The 25,188-nt window shown below is 68.8% G+C and carries 18 protein-coding genes and 2 CRISPR repeat arrays; of the genes, 8 read left to right on the top strand and 10 right to left on the bottom strand.

What is annotated here, in order from left to right:
• Positions 1-136: 136 nt before the first annotated feature.
• From AB0M95_RS11495 to AB0M95_RS11450, 10 genes are all read right to left on the bottom strand, one after another.
• A complete protein-coding gene (locus AB0M95_RS11495) occupies positions 137-1,558 on the bottom strand; it encodes an NAD(P)/FAD-dependent oxidoreductase (protein ID WP_363762256.1) in 1,422 nt (473 codons plus the stop codon).
• A gap of 117 nt (positions 1,559-1,675) precedes the next feature.
• Complete coding sequence (locus AB0M95_RS11490) at positions 1,676-1,891, bottom strand: hypothetical protein (RefSeq protein ID WP_363762254.1); 216 nt, start codon at positions 1,889-1,891, stop codon at positions 1,676-1,678.
• A gap of 20 nt (positions 1,892-1,911) precedes the next feature.
• Positions 1,912-2,662: direct repeats of the CRISPR family, unit length 30 nt; unit sequence GTTGCGACCCCTCTCAGGGGCGATGAGGGC.
• Positions 2,663-2,794: 132 nt separating this feature from the next.
• Positions 2,795-3,058 carry a CRISPR-associated endonuclease Cas2 gene (gene cas2 / locus AB0M95_RS11485; protein WP_363762252.1) on the bottom strand — a complete coding sequence of 88 codons (264 nt, stop codon included), beginning with the start codon at positions 3,056-3,058 and terminating at the stop codon, positions 2,795-2,797.
• 6 nt (positions 3,059-3,064) lie between these two features.
• On the bottom strand, positions 3,065-4,045 hold the full coding sequence (cas1b, locus tag AB0M95_RS11480; RefSeq protein ID WP_363762250.1) for a type I-B CRISPR-associated endonuclease Cas1b: 981 nt from the start codon (positions 4,043-4,045) through the stop codon (positions 3,065-3,067).
• Positions 4,046-4,543: a CRISPR-associated protein Cas4 gene (locus AB0M95_RS11475; RefSeq protein ID WP_363762248.1), complete on the bottom strand. Its 498-nt coding sequence runs from the start codon at positions 4,541-4,543 to the stop codon at positions 4,046-4,048.
• Entirely contained in the window at positions 4,540-6,888 is a 2,349-nt protein-coding gene (gene cas3 / locus AB0M95_RS11470) for a CRISPR-associated helicase Cas3' (RefSeq protein WP_363762246.1), read from the bottom strand. The genes AB0M95_RS11475 and cas3 overlap by 4 nt, the downstream gene beginning before the upstream one ends.
• 2 nt (positions 6,889-6,890) lie before the next feature.
• On the bottom strand, positions 6,891-7,559 hold the full coding sequence (gene cas5 / locus AB0M95_RS11465) for a CRISPR-associated protein Cas5 (RefSeq protein ID WP_363762244.1): 669 nt from the start codon (positions 7,557-7,559) through the stop codon (positions 6,891-6,893).
• On the bottom strand, positions 7,556-8,590 hold the full coding sequence (gene cas7i, locus AB0M95_RS11460) for a type I-B CRISPR-associated protein Cas7/Cst2/DevR (protein WP_363762242.1): 1,035 nt from the start codon (positions 8,588-8,590) through the stop codon (positions 7,556-7,558). The genes cas5 and cas7i overlap by 4 nt, the downstream gene beginning before the upstream one ends.
• Entirely contained in the window at positions 8,591-10,015 is a 1,425-nt protein-coding gene (locus AB0M95_RS11455; protein WP_363762240.1) for a hypothetical protein, read from the bottom strand. It lies immediately after the preceding gene.
• Positions 10,012-10,740 (bottom strand): CRISPR-associated endoribonuclease Cas6, encoded by a 729-nt coding sequence (locus tag AB0M95_RS11450; RefSeq protein ID WP_363762238.1) that lies wholly within the window; start codon positions 10,738-10,740, stop codon positions 10,012-10,014. Before AB0M95_RS11450 ends, AB0M95_RS11455 begins: the two co-directional genes overlap by 4 nt.
• A gap of 301 nt (positions 10,741-11,041) precedes the next feature.
• Positions 11,042-11,459: direct repeats of the CRISPR family, unit length 30 nt; unit sequence GTCCTCATCACCCCTGAGAGGGGTCGCAAC.
• Between the two features lie 201 nt (positions 11,460-11,660).
• On the opposite strand from AB0M95_RS11450, the gene AB0M95_RS11445 reads away from it, so the two are divergent.
• From AB0M95_RS11445 to AB0M95_RS11410, 8 genes are all read left to right on the top strand, one after another.
• Positions 11,661-12,749: a hypothetical protein gene (locus tag AB0M95_RS11445; protein WP_363762236.1), complete on the top strand. Its 1,089-nt coding sequence runs from the start codon at positions 11,661-11,663 to the stop codon at positions 12,747-12,749.
• A complete protein-coding gene (locus AB0M95_RS11440) occupies positions 12,734-14,341 on the top strand; it encodes a hypothetical protein (RefSeq protein WP_363762234.1) in 1,608 nt (535 codons plus the stop codon). The genes AB0M95_RS11445 and AB0M95_RS11440 overlap by 16 nt, the downstream gene beginning before the upstream one ends.
• Positions 14,338-16,659: an RAMP superfamily CRISPR-associated protein gene (locus AB0M95_RS11435; RefSeq protein ID WP_363762232.1), complete on the top strand. Its 2,322-nt coding sequence runs from the start codon at positions 14,338-14,340 to the stop codon at positions 16,657-16,659. The genes AB0M95_RS11440 and AB0M95_RS11435 overlap by 4 nt, the downstream gene beginning before the upstream one ends.
• Positions 16,656-18,338, top strand: a complete 1,683-nt coding sequence (locus tag AB0M95_RS11430; protein WP_363762230.1) for an RAMP superfamily CRISPR-associated protein — start codon at positions 16,656-16,658, stop codon at positions 18,336-18,338. Before AB0M95_RS11435 ends, AB0M95_RS11430 begins: the two co-directional genes overlap by 4 nt.
• Positions 18,335-18,886: a CRISPR-associated protein Csx19 gene (gene csx19 / locus AB0M95_RS11425; RefSeq protein WP_363762228.1), complete on the top strand. Its 552-nt coding sequence runs from the start codon at positions 18,335-18,337 to the stop codon at positions 18,884-18,886. The genes AB0M95_RS11430 and csx19 overlap by 4 nt, the downstream gene beginning before the upstream one ends.
• A complete protein-coding gene (locus AB0M95_RS11420; RefSeq protein ID WP_363762226.1) occupies positions 18,883-21,132 on the top strand; it encodes a TIGR03986 family CRISPR-associated RAMP protein in 2,250 nt (749 codons plus the stop codon). Before csx19 ends, AB0M95_RS11420 begins: the two co-directional genes overlap by 4 nt.
• Positions 21,133-21,241: 109 nt before the next feature.
• Positions 21,242-23,494, top strand: a complete 2,253-nt coding sequence (locus AB0M95_RS11415; RefSeq protein ID WP_363762224.1) for a hypothetical protein — start codon at positions 21,242-21,244, stop codon at positions 23,492-23,494.
• Between the two features lie 164 nt (positions 23,495-23,658).
• The gene (locus AB0M95_RS11410; RefSeq protein ID WP_363762222.1) at positions 23,659-24,798 is read left to right on the top strand and encodes a hypothetical protein; all 1,140 of its coding nucleotides are present in this window, start codon (positions 23,659-23,661) and stop codon (positions 24,796-24,798) included.
• Positions 24,799-25,188 lie beyond the last annotated feature (390 nt).

Genomic DNA, 25,188 nt, shown 5'->3' with positions numbered 1-25,188 from the left:
CTCGGTGAAGGGGTCGACGGACACCCCTTCATGTCGAACGCTGCCGGATCATTTCACCGGAATGCCACCCAGGACGGGCGCGTGTGCGCCCGCCGCGCGGCCGGCGAGGTCGTCCCGCGCCCGTGGAGCACGCGCGTCACAGGCCGTACTCCTCCAGGAGGTGGAGCCAGAACTCGCTCACGGTCGGGAAGACCGGGACGGCGTGCCAGAGCCGGTCGAGGGGGATCTCCGAGGTCACCGCGATGGTGGCCGCGTGGAGGTGGTCCAGCACCGCGGGACCGGCCAGGGCGAAGCCGAGGAGCACGCGGCGGTCCTCGTCGACGATCATCTTGACGCGGCCGGTGTAGTCGTCGGCCTGGAGGTAGGCGCCTTGGACCCCGGCCAGGTCCACCTCGACGACGCGTACCGGGAAGCCCTCGGCGCGAGCCTGGGACTCCGTGCGGCCGACCGCGCAGACCTGCGGGTCGGTGAAGATGACCTGGGGCGCGCCCAGATGGTCGGCGACGTCGCGCAGCGCCGGCAGATCGTCGGGGAGGCCCTGAGCGCGGGCGGCGATCACGTCGCCGCAGATCCGGGCCTGGTACTTGCCCATGTGCGTGAGCAGGTCGAGCCCGTTGACGTCGCCGACGGCGTACAGCCAGCCCTCCGGGACGGCCGTCGCCCGCATGCTCGCGTCCACCTTGATCGGGCCGTCCGGCTCCAGGCCGATCGTGTCCAGGCCGATGTCCCCCACGGCCACCCGGCGGCCGGTGGCGACGAGGATCTCGTCCGCCTCGACGCCGGATCCGTCCTCGAGGTGGACGGTCACCGGGCCGTCCGGGAGCGGGCGTTCGACGCGGGCGGCGGAGGCGCCGAAACGCACGTCGACGCCCCACCGCCGGAGCGACTCGGCCAGGAGGACGCCCGCGAACGGCTCCATCCGGGACAGCAGGCGCTCGCCGCGCACGAGCATCGTCGTCTCCTGGGCGCCGAGGGAATGCAGCGCCTGGGACATCTCGCACGCCACGGCGCCGCCGCCGATCACGACCAGCCGCTTCGGCACCTGCTGGACGGCGGTCGCATCCCGGTTCGTCCACGGGTTCGCCTCGCGCAGGCCGGGCACGGCGGGGATCACCGGGTCGCTCCCGGTCGCGATCACGACGGCGTGCCGCGCCCGCAGCGCCCGGATGCCGCCGTCCGGGCTCGTCACGTCGACCCGCAGGGGCCCGGCCAGGCGTCCCCGGCCGCGGACGAACGTCGCCGGGAGGTTCTCGATCCAGCTCACCTGGCCGCCGTCGTCGAGGCCGGACACGGCCCGGTCGCGGCGGGCCAGCACGGCGGCGGTGTCGATCGGGCCACGCAGCTCCAGTCCCGGTAGGCGGCTCACCTCGTGCGCCAGCTCCATCGGCCGTAGCAGCGCCTTGCTCGGGACGCACGCGTAGTAGGCGCACTCGCCGCCGGCCAGGCGTTCCTCGATCACGGCCGCGGTCAGGCCGCCCCGCACGGCGCGTTTGGCGGCGGTCTCCCCGACCGGGCCCGCCCCTATCACGATCACGTCGAAGACATCGTCGTCCACCATGGAACTCGCCCCCTGTCGTCCCAGGTCAGTCATGCCCCGTGCGAGGCGGTTGCGTGCATGCTCTCCGGCATGCGGCGCAGAACGGGGGCCTGGGCCTGTGGACGTCGAGAGGCCGGGTCAGCGTTTGCGGTAGATCCTCGCGTCCTCGGCGGCGTCCAACACGTCCTGCAGGGAACCGCCGACGCCGGCCTGCACGGCGGCGGTCTCCGTACCGGTCGCCGCCGGGAGCGCCGCCGCCTCGCCGCTGCGGGCCGGCGCGATGACCGCGTGCGTACGGCGTTGCGCGAGCAGCAGAGGACGCGCGCGATCTCCCCGGCGTCCAGGCCCTCTCAATCTATGACCGGTCCGCAGATGTTGCGACCCTTCTCAGGGGCGATGAGGACGGGAGAGTCGCCGGGCTGGCTGTACCTGATCATGCGTTGCGACCCCTCTCAGGGGCGATGAGGGCGCGTCACGCTGGAGGGCACCGTGATCCACAGCGACCAGTTGCGACCCCTCTCAGGGGCGATGAGGGCTTTACAGTCCCGTGAAAAACCGCTACGGCAAGGCGTTGCGACCCCTCTCAGGGGCGATGAGGGCACGCCTTCACGGGTCTTGATGTTCTCCGGCACTTCCACGTTGCGACCCCTCTCAGGGGCGATGAGGGCTCTCATGACAACCAACCCGCTGGGGATGTTGGCCGTTGCGACCCCTCTCAGGGGCGATGAGGGCATGAGCAAGGCGGACTGGATCCGCCAGGCCCTGGAGATGTTGCGACCCCTCTCAGGGGCGATGAGGGCGAGGACGCGGGGCAGGTTGATGTGCCAGTGCTCGACCTGTTGCGACCCCTCTCAGGGGCGATGAGGGCGCGTCACGACCTGGGGTTGGCGTTGCTCGCCATGTTGCGACCCCTCTCAGGGGCGATGAGGGCTCCGTTCGCGGGTCTCGTCGGCGATGCCCTCGTCTTGTTGCGACCCCTCTCAGGGGCGATGAGGGCCTCCCCGGTGCTGGTGCGGGGATCCTGGCCGGACGTTGCGACCCCTCTCAGGGGCGATGAGGGCCCTACCGTCACGGAGACCGTGACGAGCTACGCACGTTGCGACCCCTCTCAGGGGCGATGAGGGCCCCACGGTAAAGTCGCAGTTCAGCGGCTATGTTGGCCCGTGGGTTCTGGGGTGTTTTGCAGTGGACCTCCGGTAGTGCGGGAAACCCGGGGGGTCTGCTGCAATTAGTCTTGATCACTCTCGTGCCAGGGTATTACAGGATGTCGCTTGGTGCGGGTTGGGCTATACCCCACTCCTGGCGTTCGGGTGTGGTGCCAGGCGGGAAGGTGAAGACGAGGACGCTGTCGTAGCCGGCGTCGATGACTCCTTCTACCTCGTGGCGGAACCGTCGTAACTGGGCAGGGCTCAAAGCGCCTTCGAATACGCTTCGCTGGACGTGGTGAAGGTATTGGCGGCACAGGCGCAGGATGGCGGCGTTGCGCTTGGCCAAGGTGTCGTACACCACGACCACGTACACGTGATGTCACCACCAGATCTTGAAGGGCTTGTACGGTGTGCCTTCCAGGCACGTGCGGGTCAGTTGCAGGGCTTCGAGGTAGAGCAGTTCGTCGTACGCGACGTTGCGGCCAAGAGCGCGGTGCTGGATCGTCACGGCGAGTTCGTCACGGACGGTCTGCACTACGAGCTTGCGTCCGGAGTCGCTCAGCATCGCCTGGTTGACGTCGACGTCGAAGTGGGCGGGTTTGAGCTGGCCGCGTCCTGCGAGCCGTAACAACAGTCGTTCGGCGAACAGTGGCTTGAACACTTCGGCAAGATCTAGGACGAGGGAGTGGCGCTGGCGCTCCATCGTGCTGTGCAGAAACGCCACGCCCGAATGCAGCGGCGTGAGCCGTACCGCTGATAGCAGTCGCGCGTAGACGATGCCGTTGACGTAGCTGATGAAGGCGTTTCCGGCATTGAGGGGCGGCCGTCGGCTACGGCCGTTGAGCCGCAGCCATTCGGGTAGGCGCGTGTCCAGCACGGCCCAGGCCGAGCGGCGGAAGGTGCCTTCGGCGCCCATCAGTTCTTCACGCGTGGACGACTCGGCGACGGAAGCCTCCAGTACGTCAACGGGCCGCGCCAGTAGCTTGCGGTCCACCACCCTGCGAATGTTCGCCGCCGCGCTGGTCACGATCGAACGAGCGATGTTCAGGGAGGCCGAGGGGTCGCCGGCCAGCCGGGCCTGGGCGATGACGGTCTGGCCGGAGGTACTCGTGTCGGAGGTCAGCAGCGATCCCGCGTAGTCGCCGTAGTGGCTGAGAAAGTGGATGTTGATCCGGTGCTGGTTGAGCAGGCTGATCACGGCGGTGTTGATGTCGACGGACTCGCACGCGACGATGTCTCGCACGTCGGTGATCGGGATGTGCACGGGCGAGCCATCTTCCCGTTCGATGCGCAGAGACTGATCTTTTCGGCGGATCCGGCATGAGGTGGTGAGCCAGTAGGTCCGGGAGGCAGTGGGCATCTATTCGTTCCAGCAGTAGTCGATGTAGGAGCAACCGCGGCAGGCCGGTCGTGTCAGCAGCGGCGGGGAGGCGCTCGCGGAGACCACATCCAGGACCACGGCGATATCGGCCCGGGCCTGTTCGGCGGCTTGAGCGGTGTAGGGCAGTCGTTTCGTGCGGCGGGTTTTCGGATAGTGCAGGATCGCGCCCTGAGCGGCCACACCGACGACGCGCAGCCGGTAGCAGTAGTGCATGGCCTGGGCTTCGTCTGCCTTGCTGGGCTTCGATGACGACTTGACCTCGTGCACCCAGGCCGCGCCATCAAGGTGGTCCAGCTTCGCGGCACCGAGGTCGACAGGTGAGCTGCGCGTATAGGAGGTCTCGTGGACCGCTTCGCCCAGCTGCACCGAGGCGTTGAGGTGCTCCGGTCGAACCCCGCGCGCGTACAGCCACAACTGGCGACGGCAGTGGTACAGATACTTGACGTGTACCCCGCCTACATCCTCGGGTCCGATCACAGTACCTCACCTGCCTGGTAGACCTGCGCCGCCGGGCCGTGGATCTTGCTCAGGCCCAGCCGTTCGTCGTATTCGGCGTTGACGATGCGCAGCCCGAGCCTCCTCTCCCAGGAGGTCTGAGGAGTGGCCCAGTAAGGCATCGGGATCAGGTAGCGCTCGGCCAGCAGGCGTCCGGCGGCCTTGTCGTCGATCACCTGGTTCAGGTCCGCCTCGTAGGCGTCACGGTCTTGGGCGAGGATCGCTTCCGTGCCGTTGAACAGTTCGTCGAAGTGTTCGGTGAGTTCGTCGCGGCTGACGAAGGGATGGGCGAAGCCGAGGAACGCCTCGGAGAAGATCCTCTGATTCTTCTGTACGTCGTCGTACCACTCCTGGCCCCATGCCGTGCTGTACACCTCGTCCAGCCACAGCCGGGCGTCCGCCTCGTCGACCTCGCCTCCGTCGTGGCGGGTCAGGATCTCCCACCCCGTCTCGACGGGAATCCTCGGGTAGACGCCGTCGGCGTGATCGTCACCGCCCGCGCGCCGGGGAGCGAAGGCGGCCGGATGGACGACGACGTCGGCGGGTGGTCGAGTCGCGACCCGGTTCACTCGGCCGAACCGCTGTAGCAGGGCCTCCAGCGGCGCCGCCGAGGTGAACAGGCAGTCGAAGTCCACGTCAAGGCTCACTTCGACGACTTGGGTGGCCACCACCAAACCTTTGTTCTTAGGCCGGCCGACGCCGAAGCGTTGCCCGATGGCCGTCTCCAGGGCGGACCGATCCATGCGGCGGAACCGGGAGTGCAACAGGAAGGCGGCCTCTTCATCGATCTCAGGCTGCAATTGGGCGAACAGGTGCTGAGCGTCCGCCACGTTGTTGGCCACGACGAGCACCGACTCCTCTCTCGCGAGCCGGGACTTGATCTCCTCGATGGAATCGGTGTCGGTAAGGTGCCTATGGCGCAGCGCGAGCCGATGCCGCAGCGGAGCACCGCCGGTCGATGCCTCGACCAAGAGTGCTTCCTGGTCCAGCGCACCGCGGAACAAGCGAACCAGCGCATCCGGCAGGGTGGCCGACAGTACGGCGATCCGCCCGCCGAGTCGCTCCCACAGCCCGGCAGTCGCGAGGATGTAGCCCAGCCGCCGGGAATCGTAGGCGTGGAGCTCGTCCAGCACGAACACCGAGTTCGCGGTGTCGATCAACGTGCCCGAATGGGCCGGACCGGCCAGCACGCCGCGCAGGATCTGGTACGGCGTGCCGACGCGTAACGTCTCCCGGAAGAGCCGGGTCGCCGCGGCGCGGGAGACGGCCTTCTTGGCGGCTTCTCCGCGCTCGTCGTCGCCGTCCTCCGGGCAGATGGCGGCGGCGAGGTGATAGGAAGCGGCACGTGAGTGCATCACTCCGACCAGGCCGTCATCTCCCAGCAGGTCGCCCAGCCGCCCGGCCATGGCGTTGATCGAGGACAGGTACGGCAGGGTGTAGAAGACCCTCGGCACGCCGCCCATCGCATCCGCGATCGCGGTGACCTGGGCGGCCGCCCACAGCAATCCCGCCTCTGTCTTGCCCGAGCCGGTCGGGGCCCGCAACAGAAGGTGGCCGTTCACCGCCTCCGCCTGCGTCTGGTGCGAACGGAGACTCCGGCCTTTCTCGTTGAACGCCTTCTCCAGCTTCGGCCGGAACTCAGCGTCCAACGGCTGTTCTGTGTGCAACATGCCGTGGGCGGAGGAGACATGGTCGGCCAATGTGACGGCTCCCTGCAGCAGGACCCCGGTAAGCCCTTCTTCCACCTGGACGGGAAGCTCCCACGCGTCCAGCAATTGACCGAACAGCCGCCGCGCCTCATCCACCACGTCGAGGCCGTCCAACGCACGGGGGGTGACGGGCAGTCCCGCCGAGGTGGCCGTGTCGGCGAGCCAGGTTGCCAGCTCGGTCGCCACGTCGGCGAGGATGGGGTGAAAGCGCTGCCGCCACTCCTCCGCTGAGGCTGTGCCGTAGGCCGGGGCCAGCGGGCCCCGCCCGCCCTCCAGCGACCGGTGGTGGGTGGCCACGCCTGTGGCGACCCAGAGGAGCAGGCGCCCGTCGCCGATCAGTCTCGGAAGGAAGCCGAGCGAGACGACCTCGTGCCGCTCGCCCCACCGCCTGGTGGCCCCCGCGAGCATCGCCTGGAATCCGTCCGGGATCTTCCCGGCGTCGTGGCACAAACCCGCAAGACAGACGGCCGACCAGAACAGCCCGTCGGTCGCCTGCTCTGTCAGGGCGATTCGTCCCAGACGCCGCCGCAACGCGACGGCACCCGCAAGTGTGGCGGCCAGATGAGCGGTGAGTGTTTCCCTGGGCGCGCTCTTGGCCAGCATCCTCCTCAGCCCCACGTTCATGCTCCCACGCCGGCAAGCTGAACAGGGTGGACGGGCGGCAGGAACTCCACGGCTCTGCCGTCCGCATCGGCAAATCCCGAGGCGATCACAACGTCGCTCCGCCCCGAGGCGTCGAAGTGGTAACCATCCCAGCGTGTCCGATCCCGGCGCGTGGACACGGCGGTCGGGAGCCGCAGGATGGTTCCGGCCGGTAGGGGAGTGATCCCCTCCGGGAGAACGGCGTCCGCTTGGCGTCCAGGTCCGGCACGCAGCGAGACGCGACGAGTTCTGAGACCGACGAGGTCTTGGCTCCTGCCCAGGCGCAGTGGCCATACCGGCCTATGCAGCCTCCGCTCCCAGAGCACGACGTCGTCGGCGAGCCACACCGTGAGCGTGACATCGGCCAGGAACTCCCGCTCCCGTGGTGTCGGATCGGCCTTCCTCCCGGTGGCATCGAGCGGGTGGTAGGTCTCCAGATCCACCCCCTTGCCACGGGCGTGGAAGGTCATCGCGAACCGCAACCCCGGATCTACGGCGTCCCAGCCGCCGGCGGCCGCAGCGAGCATGCCGCCCACCGTCGCCGGAGGAGGACAAGGCAGTGCCACCTGAACCCCCGCGTACAGAGGATTACGGAAAGAGACGATCGGCGCGGTGACCGCCACCTCCAAGGCCTCGACCGTGGTCATCCCTTCGGGTCCTCGAACCAGGTGTCCCGCTCTCCCCGCTCGATCCGCTCGGCGAGATCACCCAGCAGCACCCGGGGATGGCCGATGACCACGGTCTCGGTGGTGACCAGATCGGCGAGTTCGGAGCGGACCCGCTCCCGCTGCTCCGTGAGGAATCCGGGCGCCCATCCCAGGTACACGGGGCCCTCAAGCTCGTCGGCCCAGGCGTCGATCTCGGCGCGCAGGACGTCGGCGTCGAACCGCACACGGTCATTTCGCACACCTAGCACACGAGTGAACGGGTTGACCCCACCCTTGATCGGCGCGAGCAGGATCATGGCGGGCGTGCGATCCCCGTAGTGCATCGACTGCTTGGCACCGCCACGTATGGCGGTCAGCGTCCGCAGGAGCAGCGCCGCCCGGCGACGCCGCTCGTCCATCGTCAGTCGCAGCGCCGAAGACCCCCGGAAGGTGACTGGCTCGGCGCCGTTCTCCTGCGCCTCCTTGGCGGCGGGCTCCGGCAGGGCGACCTTCAGCCCCGTGCCGTCGGTCTCGAACACGCCGACTCGCGGCAGGTCCAGCAGCACGTCCCCGGCAAGCTCCGCGCTGTAGAACTCGTGCCCGTGCAGCACGGGGTTCTCTCCGGCGCCGAACCCGCGGCTCATCGTTCCGAAATCACGCTCCGGACGGCGCGGGGCGACCGACACGAAAGTGCCCGTGGCCAGCACCGTGTCCCGCTGGCAGGTCTTGGACTTGTCACCCTTGACCGCGACCATATAGCCGAACAGGTCGTCGTCGAAGTACCGATCGGGACGGCCCTGCGTGTACGCCTGCTGCTTCTGACCACTACCTGACCGCACGACCGGAGACGCCGGCTCCGCGGCGGGCAACGAGTCGCGCAGCCAGCGGCGAAACGCCTGCGCCGAGACGTACGGGTGGACATCGCGTCCGATCCGCAGCTGTTTCACCTTGGCGACGTTGTCTTCGCCCAGCCCGTTGTTGGGCGCCCCGGCCGTGACGTCCAGGACGATCTTCCCCACCAGGTAGGTCATCTACGACTCCTCGCCGTTCATGTAAGCGATGTCCTCGGGATGCTGTTCGTCTTCTTCGGCCGCCAGCGCCGCGGCCACCTCTGCGCGATCTTCCGGCTTGAAGCCCAGCTCGTGCAGCCGCTGGACCACCGACACGACGAGCAACTGCCGGTGAAACCATGCCTGCTCCACTTCTGGGTCGAAGAGGAGGCGGAACTGGTTCTCTGTGATGAGTGGACCCTCTATCGCGCTGTTACTGTCCAGCAGGGCGTCGATGTTTCGGCGCATCAGCCAGTGACGCATCCGCGGCTGATCCTTGAGGGTCGCGTTGAAGGCCCGAAGCCGGCCCGCGGAGTTCTCGGCCTTCAGCCAGGCCGCCACCTGGGCGCCGGCGGCCTTGATCTCGTCCATCTCGACTTTGTTCATTCGCATCACCTCGATCACTAGGGAAAAGCACAGCTCGGCCAGGTCCGCCGTTTCTTTGCGGATCACACCTTGGTGGAGGTAGGTGGTCAGGTAACGGCTGCACGCCCCGACGATCAGGTCCGGCGACCGGAACGCGTTACGGGCCAGCCCTACGATGCCCGGCCTGTCCGCCGTAGCGTGCGCACGGAGGAGAGCCGGAAAGCCGCGCCTTCGTGGAGGCCGCGACGAACGCCGCAGCCACTCCGCGATCGGTTGTTCCATGGAGTGGATCTCCAGCGTCTGGCCCCGGTTGTTGTTGCTGAAGACCAGCAGTTCCACCCCGGCGGTCAGCCTGTCCTCGTGGTTGCGTAGAGCCTGTAGCGCCAGGACCTCCCGGGCGGGAAGACCACGAGGGTCGGCCCTGCCAAGGGCGATCAGCTGCTTGTTGCGTTCCACCCGCCGCGACAGCGTCCGTGTCATGAACGGCTCGTCCCAGCTGTGCAAGGCGATCGACGGCCCGCCCGTCAGACGGCATCCGTACGGCAGGGCGTAGAAGCTGCACAGGCACGGCCAGCACAGCGCCATGCCCTCGTGGCCGCGCGGCGTGGTGTTGCGATAGAGATCGCTTTCGGCCAGGGGAACATCGACCTTCCCGAAGAACCCCACCGCCGCACGCCCGCACATCACGCACGCCGCCGCCGGCCAGGTCCCCCGCTTCGGACACCGGCGCCACGCCTGGACGGCGTCACCGATGGTGACGTCGTCCTTCTTCGCGTTGCTGTGATGGTTCATCTTGGAGTTCGGGAAGAAGGACAAGCTCGCCTTGAGCCAGAACCCGCGGTCGCTTTTCGTGTCTCGTGCCAATGCCGCTGTGACCGCGTGCTCGGTCAGTATGGAGACGGTCTTCTCGAACGCCTCCGGCGTCAGCCGCTCAGGCGTGGCGCCCTGCCCCAACGTCGCCAGCGCGAAGGCGCCGACCCGCTGCAGCGGATGCGGGCTCAGCACCAGCCGCGACTGCGCGTCCTGATCCGTATCGGTCACGCCGCGACCCAGCCGAAGCCCGCGGCGTTGGCCTGTCCCAGGCCCCAGCTCCAGATCGCCTGGAGCGTCTCCGGTGGCCCGGTCAGCTCGACCTCGATGGGCGCGCCCGGCTTTGCTCCCTTGCCCGCCGAGAAGGAGCGCTTGGGGCCCACCCAGGAGATCTCCGTCAGTGACACCTCGGGATCCATCCCCAGCGTCTCGGCCTTGCGCCGCAGGTTGCGCTGGAAGAACACCGGGAACTCCGGATCGGTCGGCAGCAGCCACGCCTGGCGCGTGACCCGCTGCCCCGATTCATCACGGCCGGTGCCCTTCATCACCACCGGAGTAGCCGTCCTGAACCGTCCCCGGCCCGACGCGAACCCGGGCGGTTCGAGCGCCGTGACATTCAGAATCCGGAACGCGGCCCCGCCCCAGTCGAGAAGCTCCCGCTGCTTGATGCCCTGGGCCAGCACGGCCAGCACCTCCAGGTGCGGGCTGCCCAGCTCCAACCAGCCGCGTCCCCCGACGGCGTACGCTCCCCGGCGCCGTTTCGCTTGTGGGAATATCGGCGCACCGTGGCCGATCGGCACCATGCCGTACGGCCCGGATCCGTGGTCGTGGAACTCCCATCCGAGATCCGGCGCGATCCGAGCGAGCAGGTCATACACCAGGGACCGCCCTGGCGCCAGCACGCTCGCCCACGTAAGCTCGGTGGCCGCCGTGGCGACGTCGATCCGCAACCTCACTGCTTCCTCCCGCGTCTTCGACTCTCACTGAATACAGATGGACGAAGGTCGGACGAGAGGGCATTTCCTGAATTGGCGCAGCTCAAGGACGGTGAGACAGGAGGGATCGCCACCCATGACGGCGGGGAGGTCTCACCTTGGCCAAGGTGCCTCACAGAAGAGAAACGAGAGCGGGGATGCTCCCTCATGATCATGGTTTTGCAGCAGACCTCCGGGGTTTTCCGCACAACCGGAGGTCCGCTGCAAAACCCGCCCTCCAGCCCTCGGCCTTGCACCTTCTCACCTGCGCCTTTACCGTGGGGTCCTCATCACCCCTGAGAGGGGTCGCAACTGATAGAGGTATGCAGGATATTTCAGTTGGCTATAAGTCCTCATCACCCCTGAGAGGGGTCGCAACCCAACCAATACAGAGACGAGCGCGGAAATTCTGGAGTCCTCATCACCCCTGAGAGGGGTCGCAACATACGGTGGGGGCCTACTCCTAGACCTAGCGCTAGTCCTCATCACCCCTGAGAGGGGTCGCAACCTGTACTCGCCAGGCTTGCCCGCGTCCGTCTGAAGTCCTCATCACCCCTGAGAGGGGTCGCAACATGACGTGTCCGGAGACGTCGTCATCGGAGCGAGCGTCCTCATCACCCCTGAGAGGGGTCGCAACCGCCGTTCGACGACTCCGAGCCGTACGAGGTGCAGTCCTCATCACCCCTGAGAGGGGTCGCAACTGATTCCAGCGGGCCGGGTGCGCGGTCTGGCGACTCGGGTGCCAGTTCAGTCATCGCCGCTCAACACGCCCGGTTTCGTCGTCCATCTGTAGTGGGTGGAGGGGAAATCAGGCTTGGAGGGGTGGCGGGATGGGGCTTTTGCCGGCTCGGGTCGGGAGGGGTAGGGCCTGGGGGGTGTTGGGAGGGGCGTCGCGTTGGGGGGTGGCGGCGCTTGCCGGGGTGGCTGCGGCGGTGTCCGCCGGGATGCTGCCGGATGTCATCAAGAGCTGGCTGGGTGATCAGAAGCCGTTTCTGACTGTGCTCTGCGTGGCCGCCGCCGTGGTGTTCGCCGGCATCAACCTGTGGCAGCAGCGCAGCAAGGGCGTGGGGATCGTGCTCGCTCTCCCGAGGGAGAACTGGCGGGGACCTTGGAGCGGTCAGTGGACGGACGCCGCCGTCGATCATGCCCGGCGCCATCACGACTCGTGTTTCACCGTCCGGCGCACCGTCTCGGCGGCGAGGCCCGACGCCGACGCGGGAGACAAGGCCGCGGCCCGCGAAGCCCGTAAGGACACTCTGGACCTGGCGTACGAGCTGGTCACCGCACGCCTCACCGAGTTGTCCGAGGCCGACCCCGCCACCCCGGTGTCGCTGTACGTGAATGCCGCCTTGCCCGATGCCTTCGAACTGGGTGCGAAGTTCAAGTTCAACGTGCAGCGCCGGCTGCGAGGAGTCGGCTCCGAGCCGGAACGGCAGGCCGATGAGCCTGTGCCGGCGGCCACTCCTGTCCTGCCGCAGCGTTCCGAACGCGCCCAGTCGGACTTCTTCGCCTCGGTGCGGATCAGCGGCCGGTTGAAGGAGCCGTTGAGCTCGGGGGAGGTCGCGCGGGCGGGCCGATTGGCCCGGGTGATCGAGGAACCGGATTACGAGGAGGTACCCGAGGGAACGGCCGTCGCCATCGTGGTGCATCTGTCGGACAACCCGCTCATGGTCGCCCAGGCCTTGCGAGCGGCGAGGGACGGCTGCGTGGACGCCGGCGGGCGCTGGGAGCGGTGCCGGGCCGCTCTGGTCGTCGACGGCGGGCCGTCGAACCTTCCCGAGGCCACCGTCGACTTCGAGCTGGCCGTCCGGCTTGTCTACACGGCATGGCGCGCGTGGATCGCGGCTCGCCCGCACCACGCCGGCCTGAACCCTCGGCTGTTCATCGCGGCCCCGGCCAGTGTGACGTTCGCACTCGGCTGGCTGCTCGGCCACACGGTGACGGCCGTTCCCCATCCCTACGAGAAGGGAGAGCCATGTATCTCGTCGTGATCAGTACGGCGGGCAACCAGCGCTACATCTTCGCCTCCGGCAAGCGTCAAGAGATCGTCGGGGCGTCCGGCCTGATCACCCGGGTGGACGGAACCTGGGCCGATGAGTCGCTGGAAGAGGTGTTCCCGGGCTTCTCCAGGAAGGACTGGCGTATCGGCGGCCACGACGCGGAGCTGCTCGTCGCCGGGGCGGGCGGGATCACGGTATTGGTCAGGAACAGGGACGCCGGGCGGCGCCTTGTGACGGAGCTGACCTGCCGCGCGCTGAAGGAGGCGCCGGGGCTGGACGTCTGCGGCGTGGTGATCGAATACACCCCCGGCACGCTGGCGGAGACGATGCGGAGGGCGCGAGTGGAACTGGCGGCCGTACGGGAAACGCGGCCGGGGCCGCCGGCACGATTCCTCCGCCTCCCGCTTGTCGAGGACTGCGGGTCGAGCGGGCTGCCCGCGACGGAAATCCGTCGCGAGGGCGAGGGGGAGCCCGCGCAGCCGAGGTCGGCGGCGGCCATGGCCAAGCTCGCCGCCCATCCCGCCGCGCTCAACAGGATGGCCGGGATCTCGGGTGCCGACCGGCCGACGATGAAGAAGATCGTCGACCGGCTGGGGCTGGAGGCGGAGTGGGTCGCGGTGGTGCACGCCGACGGCAACGGACTCGGTGAGGTCTTCCAGCGACTCGGCGAGCCGACGGCGGTGGGGAGCGGCGATGCGTCAGGGGAGGCGGGGATCGATCGCGATCGCCGATACGCGGACGCGATCCGGAACCTCTCCTCCGGCGTGGACGGGTGCGCGAAGAGGGCGTTCAGGGCGGCGTTGCGCCGCACGGCCGGCGAACTCGGCGAGGAAGCCTCCTCCCTGCCGGTGCTGCCGCTTGTGCTCGGTGGTGACGATCTCACCGTCGTGTGCGACGGCGCGGTGGCGCTGTCGTTCACCCGGCACTACCTGGAGGCGTTCGAGTGGGAGACGGCGCGTGATCCTCTGCTCGCTCCGACGCGGGCGAAGCTGGGCAGGGAGGATCTGAGCGCCGCCGCCGGTGTCGCGATCGTCAAGCGTAACTACCCGTTCCACTTCGCCTACGAGCTGGCGGAAAGGCTGACCGACGCCGAGGCCAAACGAGTGAAGGCGTGGAGCTCGGCCGTGGCGTTCGTGGTGCTGTTCGAGAGCTCGGCTCCCGATCTTGAGCGGATTCGCCGCTCGGTCACCTTGTCGGGCGGCTCGGGTGCCTCGGCCTCGCCGTACCTGGTGGGGCGGGGGAGCCGGGACGACCGGGCGCGGGGACAGCGGTGGGAGGACCTGGTACGGCGGGTGACGGCACTGACGCGACGCGACTCCGCGTCCGGGGAACTGCTCATCCCTCGTGGCGCCGCACATGATCTTCGTGAGGGATTGTGTCTCGGCGAGGAGGTCGCCGGTTCGAGGCTCGACCTGCTACGGCGCCGGTACGCCGGGGACGCGGTCCGTACGAGGGCGCTCGCCGAACTGACGGAAGAACAGGGTGGCCTGATGTGGACCGCCCCCGGGGAGGACAGGGTGACGGGGTTGCTGGACGCGATGGCGGCGTTGCCGTTCCTCCAGGTGAGGGAGGGCACGCGATGAGCGAGGCGGGCGATTTCACGATCTCACTGTTCATGGTGAGCGACTGGCGGGTGGGTACCGGGACCGGGATTCACGGGTACGCCGACCGGCTCGTCCAGCGGGAAGGAGAGGACCCGGGCGACGTCTCCAGGGGGCCTGCCGCCCCGGTCATACCGGCGAAGAGCCTGGTCGGAGTCTGGCGGGATGCCTGCGAACTGGCGGCGCACGCCCTGGACGGCGGGCCCGCCGGCGTGTGGCACGACTGGCTGGTGTTCCTGTTCGGAGGCTCGTACATCACGGGCACCGGCGTGCTGCGGCCCGCCGCGCTCGCCCTCGAAGGGCCTCTGCGACTACCCGGGAGACTGCCCGACCTGCTGAGGAGCAGGCCGAGGGTCGCGTGGGCGGCGACGTTCCGCAAGCCCGGCGTGGCGATCGACGGCCATACCGGCGCGGCCAAGGCCGACATGCTGCGTTTCGAGGAGATGGCCCGCGCCGGGGTCACATTGGAGGGCCGGGGCCGGATCGACGGGTTCACCGACCTGGACCAGCCCCAGCGGGACGCGGCCGTCGCGCTGCTGGACGCGGGGGCGCGTCTGCTGGAGACCATCGGCGGCAAGCGGCGTCGAGGGGCGGGGCGGTGCCGCATGACCATCGAGGGGGTGGGGTTCGCGCCGGAGTGGACGCCACCGCCGTCGAACGATGTCGTCCCGCCGCTGACGGCCTTGCCATGCGCGGTCGCCGATGAGCCCGCCACGACGGCTGCGGCGACGCGGCCGGGGTGGGAGTGCGCGGAACTCGTCATCACCGTGGAGCAGCCGGTGCTCGCCGCGGCGACCGTCCTCGGCAACGTCGTGAAGGGCGCGGACCACATCCCCGGCTGGTGCCTGATGCCGGAGGTGACCCGGCGGCTCGGTGGCGCGGCCCACGCCCTTGTCCGCCGGGGGGACCTGGTCGTCACGGCCGCCACCCCGCGATCGGCGCGCGGCGCTCGAACGCTCCCGGTGCCCAGGGTCCTCGTACACAGGAAGGGAGAGAGCCGGGTGTCCGGCAACCGGATGGCCGGTGACGGGCAACTCGGCAAGCCATACCGGAGTGGATATGTCGTGCCAGAAGGGGATGAGACGCACACCATCGTCATACCGGCCTCCACGGTACGCATGCACAACAGCGTCCGAGATGACGTTCAGCGGCCCACCCGAGACATCGGCGGCGTCTACGTCTACCGCGCCCTGGCCGCCGGCACGGTGCTGCACGCCGAGGTGCGGGCGCGGGCGGGTGCGCTGGAGCCGGGCTGGCAGAACGGGCTCACCGGGCGGTGGCGGATCGGGCGGTCGTCCAAAGACGACTACGGGCAGGTGACCGTGGAAGTACGTCCGGCCGCCGTCCGGCAGCGATCCGGGACAGGGCAGGGGAGCCTGCTTCGGGTGTGGCTGCTGTCCGATCTGCTGGTCCGGGACCTGAGGCTGCGGCCGAGCACCCACGTTGACGACGTCAGGCGCGCGCTGGAACAGGCCCTGGCCAGGGCAGGTGCCCGCGTGAGCCTGACGCCGGAGACGGAACGGCAGGACGGACGCGTCGGCGTCGCGCTCGGCGCGCATCGCACGGAGAGCTGGCACCGGGGCTGGGGCCTGCCCCGCCCCACCTTGTACGGCCTGGCGGCCGGGAGTTGCCTGACGTTCCGCGTGGACGGTGGCCCCATCGATCAGGCGGTGCTGGCGGAGGTCCGGACCTCGGGCGTGGGGGAACGCCGGGCCGAGGGGTTCGGGCAGGTGGAACTCGACCACGACCTGCTGCTCAGGCCTGTCGGAGACGACACCTCGTGCGCCCCTCTCGTACGGCCCGAGCCTGCTCCGGTTTCCGGCCCTCGGCTCATGGAACCAGGCGAGAAGGGCTACGAGGACGCGCGGATCTTCGAGCGGGCGGCATGGCGGTCCGAGATCCACCGGATGTGCGAAAGGATCAAGGGCGACGCCCGGCGGCGAGGCCGGATCATCCCCGCCGGGGTCTCCATCACGCAGGTGAACGCGTTACGCGAGATCACCCGTGAGCCCTCCCCTGAGCGCGCGGAAAGTCGCCTCCTGTGGCTCACCAGGACCAGGACGGGTCGTCCCGGCTGGCCACCGGAGGCGGTCCGATCGCTCCACGGCCTGTTCACCGACCCCGGCACGATCTGGACGCTGCTCGGCCTGCCCGAGGAACAACTCGTCGTGACCCGCGACGGCGTGGCTCTCCTGCGAGCCGAGCTGCGCGGTGAGGCCCTGCGGGTCCTGGTCGACGCCTGCCTGGCCGCGCACGCCCGTGACGAGGCCGGCCCGGCGGCCGTGGGAGGCGAGAAATGACCGCCAGGGTGGGACGCCACGTGACCAGCAGGGTCAGGGCGCGTGGCTGGCTTCGCACCGAGTCGCCGCTGCACGTCGGCGGCCTCGGTGGTGGTCCGTCCGAACCGTTGCCGATCGCGGTGGACGGTCTCGGGCGTCTCTACGTTCCCGGCACCACGCTCGCCGGAGTCCTGCGGCACTGGTCGCTGGGCGCAGACCCGGACACCGGCGTTCTCGACGAGCTGTGGGGGTTCGTGCGTCGGCAGGGCGGTGAAGGCCAGGCCAGCCGGGTGGTCGTCGCCGACGCCCTCATCACGGCCGCCCCCCGGCTGGACGATCGGGGTCTCCCGGCCGACCCCCTCGACCCGGCGATCCTGGAGTTCCGGCCGTCGGTGGGCATCGACCGGGTGACCGGTACGGCGGCCCCGGAGTTCCTGTACGGCAGAGCGGTCGTGCCAGCCGGTTACCACATCCGGCTGGAGATGGACATCGAGTCCCATCAGGACGGATCCGCCGACGAGGCCAGGATGGGGGCGCTGCTGGCAGCCCTGGGCGCGGGTGAGGTGCGGATCGGCGCCGCGACCGGACGGGGCCTCGGGGCGGTGCGGCTGCTCGACGACCCGCTCGACCTGGTCGTGGATCGGTTCGACTCCCCGGCGGGACTGGTGGCCCTGCTCAGGAACGACCCGGCCCGCAGGCGGACGGCCGCGGCGCTGCGCTCCGCCGACCCGCGGCTCCCGGCCCGGCGCGACCTTCTCGACGTCCGCGTCACATGGACTCCCAAGGCGCCGGTGATGGTCCGGGCGGGTACCGGCGGCCTGGTCATCGACACGCTGCCGCTCACCACCCGCGTCGACCGCCATCACCTGACGCTCGTCCTGCCCGGGGGATCGGTGAAGGGGATGCTGCGCAGTCACGCCGAGCTGGTGGAACGCACGGCCAGGTGCGCCGACGCGCCGACGGCCGGAGCGGCGGCCTCCCCGGGCGAGCACAGCGCCGCGTTCCGGTCACAGCTCGATCAGTTGCCCGCCGTACGGGCGCTGTTCGGCTCGGCCCGTGACGACTCGGCGGATCGCGGGGCCGGAGCGCTGCGCGCGGAAGAGTGCACCGCATTGGTGACGATTCCCGGCACACTGTGGAAGTCCGTGACCGGAGACGACGACCGGCGACCGGACCAGGACCGGCGGGAGCACCGCCACGGGCACGAGGACCGCGACCAACGAGCGGACCAAGTCCGGCGGCCGGACCAGTCGCACCGGGAAGCCCATGACGAGCGACGGGCCACGCTGCCGGACTCCGTCCGCGACCGGCTGGAGGACCTCGGCATGGCACGGGCGGATCATGTGGCACTCGACCGCTGGACGGGCGGAGCCGCCGACGGTCGACTGTTCAGCGTGCTGGAGCCGTACGACGTGGACTGGGAACCCATCCGCCTCTCCGTCGACCTCACCCGCCTCGGCGCCGAGCGTGACATCGCGCTGGCCCTGCTGCTCCTCACTCTCCGGGACCTCGCCGGCGGACGGCTCCCGCTCGGGGCTTCCACCAACCGTGGGTTCGGCGACATCGAGGTCACCCAGATCACCCTCACCGGCGGCCCGTGGCCCGATCCGATCGCGTTGCCCGACGCACTGGACGGGCCGGAGATCTCCGCCATCGCCCGGGCATGGACCGGCTACCTGGCACAGGAGGTGTCATCATGACGGCCCTGTACGGCGCCGCCGCCACCGGGATCACGTTGCCGGAGGCGCTGGAGGCGGCCCGGCTCGACGGCGGATGCGCACTGCTGACCGCGCCTTCGGCGTACCGCCTCGCCCGGGCCGCGGGGAGGGGCTGCGTCACACCCACCGGTCCGGCCGACCTGTCCGCCGTCTACGAGGCGCGGGTCTTCACCGCCCACGTCGAGCTGCGCTGGGTCGAGGCCGGATACGCGGTGCTGCTGACCGAGGACGCGAGCCTCCTGCCGGGCGCCTTTGGCGAGCCTTTGGACGCGCTGGACGTCGTGACCACGATAGAGACCCGTTATCTCGTCTGGGGAACCGCCACCACGTCCACGCCGGGCTGGGCCATGCTCGCCTCCGCGCGTGTGGGCGCCCTGGCGGTGCCCATGGCGGCGGCGCCGGAAACGGGCCGGATCCGGCTGGCTGTACGCGAGTACGTCGTCGCGGACAAGGCCCACGGCAACGCTTATGTCGCAGAGGAACGACTCATCGGCTTTGAGCCCTACCCCCTGGAAGGAGCCGCTAGATGAGCGGTGATCAGACGTTCCTCAACCCCTATACGTTCGTCCCGGCGTTTCCCCGCGCCGGCCTGCCCGAGCCGCTGCGGGATGCCGCGCCGCCCGGCCGTGATCGCCTGCACGAGGACCGGTGGACCGGCCGGATCGGCGTCACCCTGACCGCCGAGACCCCGCTGCTGCTCCTGGACACCACCCGCGCCACGTCGCCTTCCACCGGGGATCCCGGACACCAGGTCTATCCCGTCCAGGGCCGCGACGGCCGTCCTCACCTGTCGGCCACTTCGGTCAAGGGCATGCTGCGCGCCGCCTTCGAGGCCGTCACCAACTCCCGTTTCGGCGTCTTCGACGGCCACGACACGCCGCTGGGATTCCGCCGCGACGCCGGCTACGCCTTAGGCATGGTGCCGGTTTACATCGCCGCTGACGGAGTGCTCTTCAGGTGCCAGGTGGCATCGCTCAAGATGTACGACAAGTCCGGGCAGAGTCTTCACGAGCCTGGCGAAGCCCCCGAACATCTCGCACGACTGCGGGCGCTGATCGCCGATGACGGGCGCAACGGCGCCAAGGTGGTCGCGTTCGTACCGCGTGACGCGCCGGAGAAGCTCACCGCCGGGCCAGGGGAAACCCTCGTGGAAGGGATCGCGTACGTCACCGGGCCCAACATCGAGAACAAGACATCCGAGCGACTCTTTTTCATGGAGCCGGGGAGGAAACCAGAGGCGCTTCCCCTCGCGCGTGAATGGAGTGCGCTGGTCACCGACTGGAACCTTCTGATCCAGGACTATCAGCGCGCACACGACCACGAGCAACTCCATCAGCGCCCGACGCCGGACGGTCATCAGGCCGGTCCTGGCGAGAGGTTCGGAAACGGTCCCGGCCAGCTCGCCTGGAGCCCGCACATCCATGACACGGCGCGGATGGAGCTGAAACCCCGCACCCTCTGCTACGCCCGCTGCGATGAGGAAAACAGGGTCGACCGGCTGTATCCAGTACTGATCCCGCGTGACCTGTATCCGGTCGCACCCAAGGATCTCCTGGACCCCTCACTGTCACCGGCTTCCTGTTACGACGAACTCTCGCCCGCAGATCGCGTTTTCGGGTGGGTCGCTCCTCAAGGCTCGGGAGTACGGCCCTCGGCGTATCGCGGGCGGTTGCGTATCGGCCCGGTGACCTGTGAGCAGAATGCCGAAGAGGCGGTCGAGCGATTCGACGGCGATGGGCTCCCGCTCGCGATACTGGGGCGGCCCAAGCCCCAGCAGGGACGTTTCTATCTCGCGGAGTCCCGGCACAGGCCTGACGTGCCGGTCGGAGACGGGACGCCGAAGGAACGGCTCTACCAGGCGGGACGTGGCCTGCGCGGCCGGAAGGCGTACTGGCACCAGGCCGGGCTGGACCCTCGGCAGCACTGGACCGAAGGCCAGGGAAAGGTCGACCCCGGGCAGGTGCGTATCGGCATTCACTACCGCGAGTACCGGCGGTCGCGCAGCTCGCCGGACGACAGCGGCCACCCGACTCCCGACGGCAGGCGTTACCAGACGACCGGCAACGAGCAGCGGGACACCCAGAATCGGTCGATCAAGGGGTGGGTTCGGCCCGGGACGAGGTTCCGGTTCACGATCGACGTTCGCGATCTCGATGCGTACGAACTCGGCGCGATCACCTGGCTTTTGAGCCTGCCGCGCGGTCATTACCACCGGCTGGGCTTCGGCCGTCCGCTCGGCTTCGGCAGCGTACGCCTCGACATCGACGCCGACACCACCGATCTGCACTCCGGCGAGCAGTTCTCGGACTACTACCGGTCGCTGTCGGCGCCATTGCGGGACGTCGATGCGATGAAGATCCTTGATCAGGCGCGCGACGAGTTCATTCGGCTCGTCGACTCCTCTGATCACCTGGTCTCGGTAAGATCGGCCGTGCTCGCCGTGGCGCGGGGCAACCCCGACCTTCCTGTGCATTATCCCCGAGTGCGCCCGAGATGGCTCCCGGAGAACACGCAGGCGCCGCCCGATCCGCGTGGCCGGAACTACGAGTGGTTCACCCAGAACGAGAGGGTCGAGAAGGGGAAGATCATTCAAGGGCGCGGACGGTCTTTGCCCGGCCTCGTGGATCCCGCTCCGCCGCTGGAGGTCTACCCGGATAACGGGAACGCCGGCAATGGCGCTTCCCGAAGGAATGGGAACGGCCGAAAACCTTCGTCCAATGCTTCTCGTCGCCGCGATGCTGGAAAGGAACGGGGGAACGGCGGCCGGCAGCGGTGACTCTCGGTATCTTACGGCACGTGCGACCGGCGATGAGTTAGCGTCGACACGGTTACTCCAATTGTGTCGGCCGTGGAGGGGATGCGCCATTCTGGGAAAGACGGACGGCGTGCTGCTCGTGCACGCGGTCGGTGGCGGAGACCTCGGGTTTCCCGGAGCGCGGAGTTTCGCCGGAGCCGTTCCCGACGTGGAAGGCGATCCCGCCGCCCGTGGCAAGGACCGCCGTCCCCTGAGAAAGCTCTTCGAGGGCCTCGCCGCCGCCGACCTGCCCATCTCCCTGGTCGTCCTGCTGGGAACGACCACCCCCGGTGGTCCCGGTGGCCGGACGTTCGCCGACTGGGCCGGCGACATGCGGGCGCGGCTGATCGCAGAGGAAGGGCTCTGTGGCGCGCGCTTCGACCCGGACGCGGTGGCCGTCGTCCGGGTCGAAGCGCTCACGCTCAACGCCGCCTCCGAGGCCCTCAACAAGTGGCTTGCGGGGTATCACCCTGGAGAGATCCTGATCAGTTGTGGTTCAGGGGCGTTCACGCTCAGCGCCGGCGCGCTTTGTGCCGCACTGAGGGCCCGCCGGCCGTCGCGTATCGTGCACATCGACACGCCCGGCCGGTCGTACTCTCTGGACCGGCCAGGCGATATGGCCGCGCACCTGGAATCCTGGCTGCTCAGGCACCGATTCTGGGACGCGCTCGCCGAAGTGACACCTGGCGGGCAGGAGCATTGGAAGCTGCTCGCGGCCCGGCAGGCCGGCGACACGCGATATGCCGCCGGGTTACGGAGACGATCAAGAAATATCGGTAAATCGAGCCTTTCGTCGGGGCAGCTCACCAAATTCACTGAACTGTGGCCCACCGCCCAGGCAGCCCTGTTCGAGCGAGTCGGCCGAGGAGAGGCGGCCGACTACGGCCTTTTGCGCGCATGGTATGCCGAACGTCTCCGCCGCCTGTTCGCCAACGAGGAGCAGAAGCTGTCTCCCCGTACGAGAGAACAGGTGCGGACACTCGTCACCGCGCTCGGCGACCGAGCGGGCGGGGAGGGACGCCTGGCGGGGCGGATCCGCAGCACCGCCCGTTCCCTGGTGGGTGACAGCATGGCCGGTTGCGTCCAGTTGATCAGAGATTCCGCGCTGACAGATCTCTACACCGCCGCCTCCACCCATCAGGCGCATCTGATGCCGGGCCCTCTGGACCCCGGGTCGCTACCGCCGACTCTGCTGGCGGCCGCCGATCAGTGGGAGAAGAAGGACGATCCCGGCGTGGGCCTCGTCGCCGGCACGGGCAGGACCGGCTGGCCCGTCCTCGGCAGCGGCGACGTCCTTGGGTTGCTCGCCGTAGGACTGGACCGTGAAGACAGGGACGCCGAGGACCGGCAGGCCGTCCATGTGGTCGTCGCCGAGCTGCGGAGACGGCGTGACACCCTGTTACGCCGAGGTGTGCTGCGGCTTCGCTTGCTGGCCAGCGCCGAAACCCTGGTACGGGCTCGTCGGCTAGCCGCATGGGTCGAGGCCACCACCGCGGATGTGGACGCGCGGGTGATCGAGGACGTCTCGGGCGATCTGGACACGATCCGGGATGTCGTCGTCGCGGCTCTGAGGTCCGAGGCGGCGCCCACCGGGATGACGGGGTCGGGCAGCCTGCGGGACGTCGACGAGGTGGTGCTCGTGCTCAACCCCGGGCCGCCGATGACGAACTACGGCATGATCGCGGCAGGTGTGGAATGGTCGCTGACCGCCGCGTGCCCGCTTCGGGTCACCGAGCTCGCCCGCACATCGGAGACCTCGTCGGAACTGCGCGGTGGCCAGAGGGTCCTGGCCCGTCTCGGCGCGGATCAGGTGCTGGCCCGGCTCGCGATGAGCGCGGTCAAACGGCTGGACCTGCGGACGGCCCGCCGCCTGCTGGAGCGTGGTTCGGACGCGTTGCACGGCGTGCACCCCGAAGTGGCGAGGCTTGAGCAGGACCTGTTCGGGTCCGGCTCCGACAGATGGACATGGCGGGAACGCGTGGCAGCTGCCAGACGGCGCCTGCTGCTGATCGCCGAGGCGTGCCGCGAACACCCCGGACTCGCCGCCTACCTCGCTGTGGCCGCGCTGCGCCCGGCTTTGTTCACATGGGAGGAGTGGAGCCGTCTGCGTTCGGGGATTCCGGCCCTGGACGAACTCGGGCGGCAGGCGAACCGGTCCGTACAGGGCCATGCCCTGGATCAGCGGAGCCGTGGGAGCCATCGTGCGACCGGTGGCGATATATCGATGTTACTAGAGCGGGCCGTACGTGACCTGGGAGGCCCGGTCAGAGCCGATGATACGCTTACTATTCGCTACAAATCGGTTATAGAGGCACTATATCTACACTATCGGCAAAGCGGTTGACGCCCCTTAGGGCATGCTGCCAACCTGGACCAGTTCAACGGCTGACGCCCGCGAGCCTGAGCGGCTCCGCCCGCTCCTTCTGAGGGTCTCGAATTTCGAGGCCAGTGTCGGTAAGAAACGCGTTCACCGAGCGCGCCATCTTGCCATGTCTCGGAAGGAGCGCCATGAACCTCGGCGCCGTGGCGGCCGTACGCGAATCCATCGCCTTCCCCGCCTATGTTTCGTTGATCTCACCTGCCCTGCGCGACATCGCGCGTGGCCCGTTGCGCAGGGCCAGGCATGACGGCAGGCCCTGCAGCGGAGTAGACGGAACGCGCTGGTGCGACGAATGCGAGCAGACGATCCACGATCACCTCCTCGCCGGATACACCAGGTTGCGCCAGACCCTCGCCGGATCGCCACCCCGGACGCGAGGAGGTGATCCGATCCGTGAGATGGAGACCATCGTCCGATGGATGACCTCGCGGGAGGCGAGCACCACCGCCATTGAGCACATGGCCCGCCTCATCCGCGCAAGGCCCAGCGAGGGAGAGCCCGTCGGCGTCCGCGCCGCCCGTGCGCAGCTCGTCCACCACATCCTGCGCAGTCTTGAGGCGCGTGTCCGGCGCGAGGACGCGCACAGCCGCGGGGCCTCCGCCAAGCCGGATCGCGATCTCCGGACCGCCGCCTGGGCGGCGCCCCTACGCGAGAACGAGATCGGATTCGAGCTCCTGGTCGACGCGGTCATCCGGCTGCGCTATGGAGCCCACGACATCTACGACATTCCGGTTGGCCAGCTCGCCCAACTCGCTCGCCATGGTCTGGACCTCGCCGGCGCGCGGCGCGAACTGCGCGGAGCCCTCACTCGACTGCGAACGCTCCGCCCCGACTGGCACACGGCCAATGCGACCATCCATCTGGGCGAGGACGACCTGCTCTTCGGCCCGTCCCGCCCCTCGCGACTCACGCCCGAAGAACTGCACGTCCAGGGCGAAGAACAGCAACTGGCGCGGCACACTCTCGCGATGCTGCTCACCGGCGAGTATGCGGCACCCCGAAACGAACTTCACAGATCGCTGTTGTCCCGCATCAGCGCCGACACCCCCGAAAATGCCACCGAACTGCTCCAATGGACGGCTCGCGAGTTCGGTCTAACCCGACTCGCCGCGGAGCGATTTGTACGGCGCCTCATCCACCTGGCCTCCCAAGCCGACCTCGACTGGCTCGCCACCCAATGCCGGCCCGCCCCCACCGCCCCACATCACCTTGGGCCTACACGCCCGTCCCGTTCCCCGCACCCCGTTCCCCAGCCAGCGCATCCTTGACCGTCTGTGGCGATGTGTGCGTCGACCGACTACTGTCGACATGTCCCCAGACGCGAGGCACTCGCCACAAGATCACTTACCTTAAATGCAGCAAACCTCCGGGCCTTCCTACACAACCGGAGGTTCACTGCAAAACACCACCCCCAGCCCCTGATATTGTGCCCACTGACCTGCACCTTTACCGTGGGGTCCTCATAGCCCCTACGAGGGGTCGCAACATAACCGGACATGCCTTGCAAATCATCTTTGCAGTCCTCATAGCCCCTACGAGGGGTCGCAACTAAACTAGCGACAGTGAGGGGCCGAGATCATTCCGGACAGCGGAATTTGTGATTGTACTTTACGAGGCCAGCTGAAGCTCTGCGTACTCATCGAGAGCCTCGAATGGCG

It is taken from the genome of Sphaerisporangium sp. NPDC051017 (assembly GCF_040683095.1).
In the GTDB taxonomy this organism is placed as follows: Bacteria; Actinomycetota; Actinomycetes; order Streptosporangiales; family Streptosporangiaceae; genus Sphaerisporangium.
The sequence above is the reverse complement of the archived record's forward strand: the minus strand, read 5'-3'. Positions and strand labels throughout refer to the sequence as shown.

Coding starts and splice junctions, on each gene's coding strand:
- AB0M95_RS11435 (WP_363762232.1), top strand. CDS start 14,338: ATGAGCGAGGCGGGCGATTTCACGATCTCACTGTTCATGGTGAGCGAC.
- AB0M95_RS11410 (WP_363762222.1), top strand. CDS start 23,659: ATGAACCTCGGCGCCGTGGCGGCCGTACGCGAATCCATCGCCTTCCCC.
- cas5 (WP_363762244.1), bottom strand. CDS start 7,559: ATGACCACGGTCGAGGCCTTGGAGGTGGCGGTCACCGCGCCGATCGTC.
- AB0M95_RS11495 (WP_363762256.1), bottom strand. CDS start 1,558: ATGGTGGACGACGATGTCTTCGACGTGATCGTGATAGGGGCGGGCCCG.
- AB0M95_RS11440 (WP_363762234.1), top strand. CDS start 12,734: ATGTATCTCGTCGTGATCAGTACGGCGGGCAACCAGCGCTACATCTTC.
- AB0M95_RS11430 (WP_363762230.1), top strand. CDS start 16,656: ATGACCGCCAGGGTGGGACGCCACGTGACCAGCAGGGTCAGGGCGCGT.
- cas1b (WP_363762250.1), bottom strand. CDS start 4,045: ATGCCCACTGCCTCCCGGACCTACTGGCTCACCACCTCATGCCGGATC.
- cas7i (WP_363762242.1), bottom strand. CDS start 8,590: ATGACCTACCTGGTGGGGAAGATCGTCCTGGACGTCACGGCCGGGGCG.
- AB0M95_RS11420 (WP_363762226.1), top strand. CDS start 18,883: ATGAGCGGTGATCAGACGTTCCTCAACCCCTATACGTTCGTCCCGGCG.
- csx19 (WP_363762228.1), top strand. CDS start 18,335: ATGACGGCCCTGTACGGCGCCGCCGCCACCGGGATCACGTTGCCGGAG.